The 4,575-nt window shown below is 67.9% G+C and carries 5 protein-coding genes; all 5 read left to right on the plus strand.

Going from position 1 to position 4,575, the window contains the following annotated elements; translation table 11 throughout:
- A partial coding sequence (locus tag MNZ39_RS23290) for a class I SAM-dependent methyltransferase (protein WP_242341480.1) occupies positions 1–998 on the plus strand: 998 nt, incomplete at its 5' end.
- A 166-nt stretch (positions 999–1,164) separates the two neighbouring features.
- Entirely contained in the window at positions 1,165–1,536 is a 372-nt protein-coding gene (rpsL, locus tag MNZ39_RS23295; RefSeq protein WP_242341481.1) for a 30S ribosomal protein S12, read from the plus strand.
- Between the two features lie 20 nt (positions 1,537–1,556).
- Positions 1,557–2,027 (plus strand): 30S ribosomal protein S7, encoded by a 471-nt coding sequence (gene rpsG, locus MNZ39_RS23300; protein ID WP_012096690.1) that lies wholly within the window; start codon positions 1,557–1,559, stop codon positions 2,025–2,027.
- Between the two features lie 171 nt (positions 2,028–2,198).
- On the plus strand, positions 2,199–4,292 hold the full coding sequence (gene fusA / locus MNZ39_RS23305; RefSeq protein WP_242341482.1) for an elongation factor G: 2,094 nt from the start codon (positions 2,199–2,201) through the stop codon (positions 4,290–4,292).
- 33 nt (positions 4,293–4,325) lie between these two features.
- Positions 4,326–4,575, plus strand: a 250-nt coding sequence (locus tag MNZ39_RS23310; protein WP_242341483.1) for a GTP-binding protein, incomplete at its 3' end; no start/stop codon positions are given.

Here is a 4,575-nt window from a genome sequence, read left to right on the forward strand (position 1 = left end):
GCGCCGACGCGCTCCGCGCCGCGCTCGCGCCGCGCGTCGCGCGGCTCTCCCCGGCGCAGCAGCGCCTCGCGCGCCACGTGCCCGAGTTCGTGGCCGCCCGCTCGGGCGATCTCGCGACGGCGCTGTGGCTCGCGCGCGCCGAGCACGGCGACGCGCTCGATCTGCCGGGGTTCCTGCTCGCCGTCCTCGACGCGCTCCTCGCCGCTGGGCGCGAGCGCGACGCGCTCGCCTACGCCCGCTTCATGCTCGACCTGCGCTTCGACTGGGAGCGCCTCTACCGTGAGCCGCAGCTCGCCTACGGGTTCACGCGCGTGCGCGAGCCGAACCCGCTCGTGTGGCGGCTCCTCGAGGAGCTGGGCGCGCGCGGCGTGCGCCTGCGCGTCCTGGAGCTCGGCTGCGGCGTGGGGAACGACGCCTTTGGCTTCCTCGGTGCGCCGGGGGTGGACGGCTACGCGGGCGTCGACGTCTCGCAGGACGCGCTCGCCGCCTTCCAGGCGCGCGTGGACCGCGAGCCGCCGCCCGTCGTCCCCGCGCTCGTGGCCGGGGACTTCGCCGAGGTGCTCGAGCGGCCGGACACGCCCGCGGCCGGCGCGAACCTCGTCTACTCGTACTCGAGCCTGCACTACTTCTCGTCCGGCGAGCTCGCTCGCATCTACGCGCTCGTGCGCCGGCTGTTGCTCGCCGGCGCGCCAGCGGGGGACCGGGGGGCGCAGCTTCCTCGCGCCCCCCGGCAAGAACTCGGATTCTTCGCCTTCGGGATCAAGGGCGCGGGCTCGGTATGGGAAGGGCAGGGGCTGCCGCTCTATCGGCCCGACGTGTGGGTGAACTGGGACGGCCAATCGCGCTGGTTCCCGTCCCGGGAGGCGCTCGCCCGCCAGCTCGACCGTGCGGGGTTCGAGATCCGGTTCCACGAGCTGCACGAGCACTGGGGGTACAGCGAGCACGGCAGGCGGGACGTCTTCCACTACGTGCTCTGCTCGCCCCGCGCCGGGGAATGACCCTCCTTCGCGCGAACGTTCCCTGGCCGCCGAGCGCAAGCGCGCGGAAGGGCTTGACTCTCGAACGCGCACCCGTATAATCCGCCGCCCTTAAGACGGGATTTGTCCACACGCGCCCGGTTCCACGATTCCGGCGCGTTTTTGTTGGGAAAAGAGCTCGCTCAAGATGCCGACGATCAGCCAGCTGGTGCGCAAGGGGCGCGAGAAGCTCCTCACGAAGAAGAAGGCGCCCGCGCTCAAGGAGTCGCCGCAGAAGCGCGGCGTCTGCACGCGCGTGTACACGACGACGCCCAAGAAGCCGAACTCGGCGCTCCGCAAGGTCGCCCGCGTTCGCCTCACGAACGGCTTCGAGGTGACGAGCTACATCCCCGGCGTGGGCCACAACCTGCAGGAGCACTCGGTGGTCCTCATCCGCGGTGGCCGCGTGAAGGACCTCCCGGGCGTCCGCTACCACATCGTCCGCGGGACCCTCGACGCCGTCGGCGTGCAGGGCCGCAAGCAGAGCCGCTCGAAGTACGGCGCGAAGCGCCCGAGCTAGCTCGAGAAGGATAAGGTCCGATGCCTCGTCGTCGCGAAGTCGAGAAGCGGAAGATTCTGCCCGATCCGAAGTTCCAGGACCGGATCGTGGCGAAGTTCGTCAACAACCTGATGCGCGAGGGGAAGAAGTCCACCGGCGAGCGCATCATCTACGGCGCGTTCGACCAGGTCGAGCAGAAGCTCAAGGACGATCCGCTCAAGATCTTCAAGAAGGCCCTCGACAACGTGAAGCCCGTCGTCGAGGTCAAGAGCCGCCGCGTCGGCGGCGCGACGTACCAGGTGCCGGTCGAGGTCCGCCAGGATCGGCGCACCGCGCTTGCAATGCGCTGGCTGATCGATTACTCGAAGGCCCGCGGCGAGAAGACGATGCAGGAGAAGCTCGCCGGCGAGATCATCGACGCTGCGAACAACCGCGGGAACGCGGTGAAGAAGCGCGAGGACACGCACAAGATGGCCGAGGCCAACAAGGCCTTCGCGCATTACCGGTGGTGAGAGGGTAGGAGGAGGATCGAGGAAGAGCAGGGGTCGGCGCTGCCGGCCGGGGTTCTCGAGCACGGTAGGACCCGCTTCGCTCTTTGACAGCTCGGTCGGTAACGCGGTGTCGCCGGAGGGATCCGGCGGACCGGTCTTGCGCACGCACGAAGGATTCGAAGGAACGAACAGATGCCCCGCACCAGTCCACTCGAGCGTTATCGCAACTTCGGCATCATGGCGCACATCGATGCCGGCAAGACGACTACGACCGAGCGAATCCTCTTCTACACCGGCGTCACGCACAAGATCGGTGAGGTCCATGAGGGCACGACCGTCATGGACTGGATGGAGCAGGAGCGGGAGCGCGGCATCACCATCACGTCGGCCGCGACGACCGCGTTCTGGCGCGAGCACCGGCTGAACATCATCGACACCCCCGGGCACGTCGACTTCACCATCGAGGTGGAGCGCTCGCTCCGCGTGCTCGACGGCGCGTGCGCGGTGTTCGACGCGGTGCAGGGCGTCCAGCCGCAGTCCGAGACGGTCTGGCGGCAGGCGGACAAGTACAAGGTCCCCCGCATCTGCTTCATCAACAAGATGGACCGCATCGGCGCCGACTACTTCCGCGCCGTCCAGACCATCCAGCAGAAGCTCGGCGCCCGCCCGGTGTCGCTCCAGATCCCGATCGGCGCGGAGGACAAGTTCCGCGGCATGGTCGATCTCATCAAGATGAAGGGCATCACCTTCGACGATGAGACGATGGGCGCGAAGTACCAGGAGGTCGAGATCCCGGAGAACCTCCGGGAGCAGGCCGCCGAGTACCGGTCCAAGCTCGAGGAGGCCGCGGCCGAGGTCGACGACGCCCTGATGCACAAGTACCTCGACGGCCACCCGCTCACGGCGGAGGAGCTCCTCCGCGGCCTGCGCAAGGGCACGCTCGAGATGAAGTTCTTCCCGGTCATCTGCGGGACGGCCTTCAAGAACAAGGGCGTCCAGCAGATCCTCGACGCAGTGGTCGACTTCCTGCCGAGCCCGCTCGACGTCCCGGCGGTGAAGGGCGTGACGGCGAAGGGCGACGAGGTCACGCGCGCCACCGCCGACTCGGAGCCGTTCGCGGCCCTCGCGTTCAAGATCATGAACGACCCGTTCGTGGGGAACCTCACGTTCTTCCGCGTCTACTCGGGCAAGCTCGAGGCGGGCTCCTACGTCTACAACGCGACGAAGGACAAGAAGGAGCGCATCGGCCGCCTCCTCCAGATGCACGCCAACAAGCGCGAGGAGATCAAGGAGGTCTACGCGGGCGACATCGCCGCGGCGGTCGGCCTCCGCGCGACCACGACGGGCGACACGCTCTGCGACGAGTCGGCCGCGGTCATCCTCGAGCGGATGGAGTTCCCGGAGCCGGTGATCCACGTCGCCATCGAGCCCAAGTCGAAGGCCGACCAGGACAAGATGGGCGTCGCGCTGAACCGCCTCCAGATGGAGGATCCGTCCTTCCGCGTCCACACCGACGAGGAGACGGGCCAGACGATCATCGGCGGGATGGGCGAGCTCCACCTCGAGATCCTCGTCGACCGCATGTTCCGCGAGTTCAAGGTCGAGGCGAACGTCGGCAAGCCGCAGGTCGCCTACCGCGAGACCATCACGAAGCAGGTCGAGTCCGAGGGCCGCTACATCCGTCAGACCGGCGGCCGCGGCCAGTACGGCCACTGCTGGCTGCGCCTCATCCCGCAGGAGCCGGGCAAGGGCTTCGAGTTCGTGAACGCCACGGTCGGCGGCTCGATCCCGAAGGAGTTCATCTCCCCGATCCAGAAGGGCATCGAGGAGGCCATGACGAGCGGCGTGCTCGCCGGCTACCCGGTGGTCGACATCAAGATCGAGGTCTTCGACGGCAGCTACCACGACGTCGACTCGTCCGAGATGGCGTTCAAGATCGCCGGCTCGATGGGCTTCAAGGATGGCGCGGCGAAGGCGAAGCCCATCCTGCTCGAGCCGATCATGGCGGTCGAGGTCACGACTCCCGACGACTACATGGGCGACGTCATCGGCGACCTGAACTCGCGCCGCGGCAAGATCCAGTCGATGAACCCCGGGACGGGCGTCCAGATCATCGAGGCGCTCGTGCCGCTCGCGGAGATGTTCGGCTACGCCACCGACCTCCGCTCCAAGACGCAGGGCCGCGCCACCTACTCGATGCAGTTCAAGCACTACGCGCAGGTCCCGAGCAACATCGCGGAGACCATCGTCTCCAAGGCGAAGGGCACCGCTGCGGCCACGAAGTAGCCGCCAGACCTCGGACAGGAAAGAGAGGAAGTCATGGGCAAGGAGAAGTTCGAGCGCAGCAAGCCGCACGTGAACGTGGGGACGATCGGTCACGTCGACCACGGCAAGACGACGCTGACGGCCGCCATCACGAAGTACTGCGCGACGAAGGGCCGCGCGCAGTTCATGGCGTACGATCAGATCGACAAGGCGCCGGAGGAGCGCGAGCGCGGCATCACGATCGCGACGGCGCACGTCGAGTACTCGACGGAGAAGCGGCACTACGCGCACGTGGACTGCCCGG

The organism is Anaeromyxobacter sp. SG66, assembly GCF_022690805.1.
Classification (GTDB): Bacteria; Myxococcota; Myxococcia; order Myxococcales; family Anaeromyxobacteraceae; genus Anaeromyxobacter; species Anaeromyxobacter soli.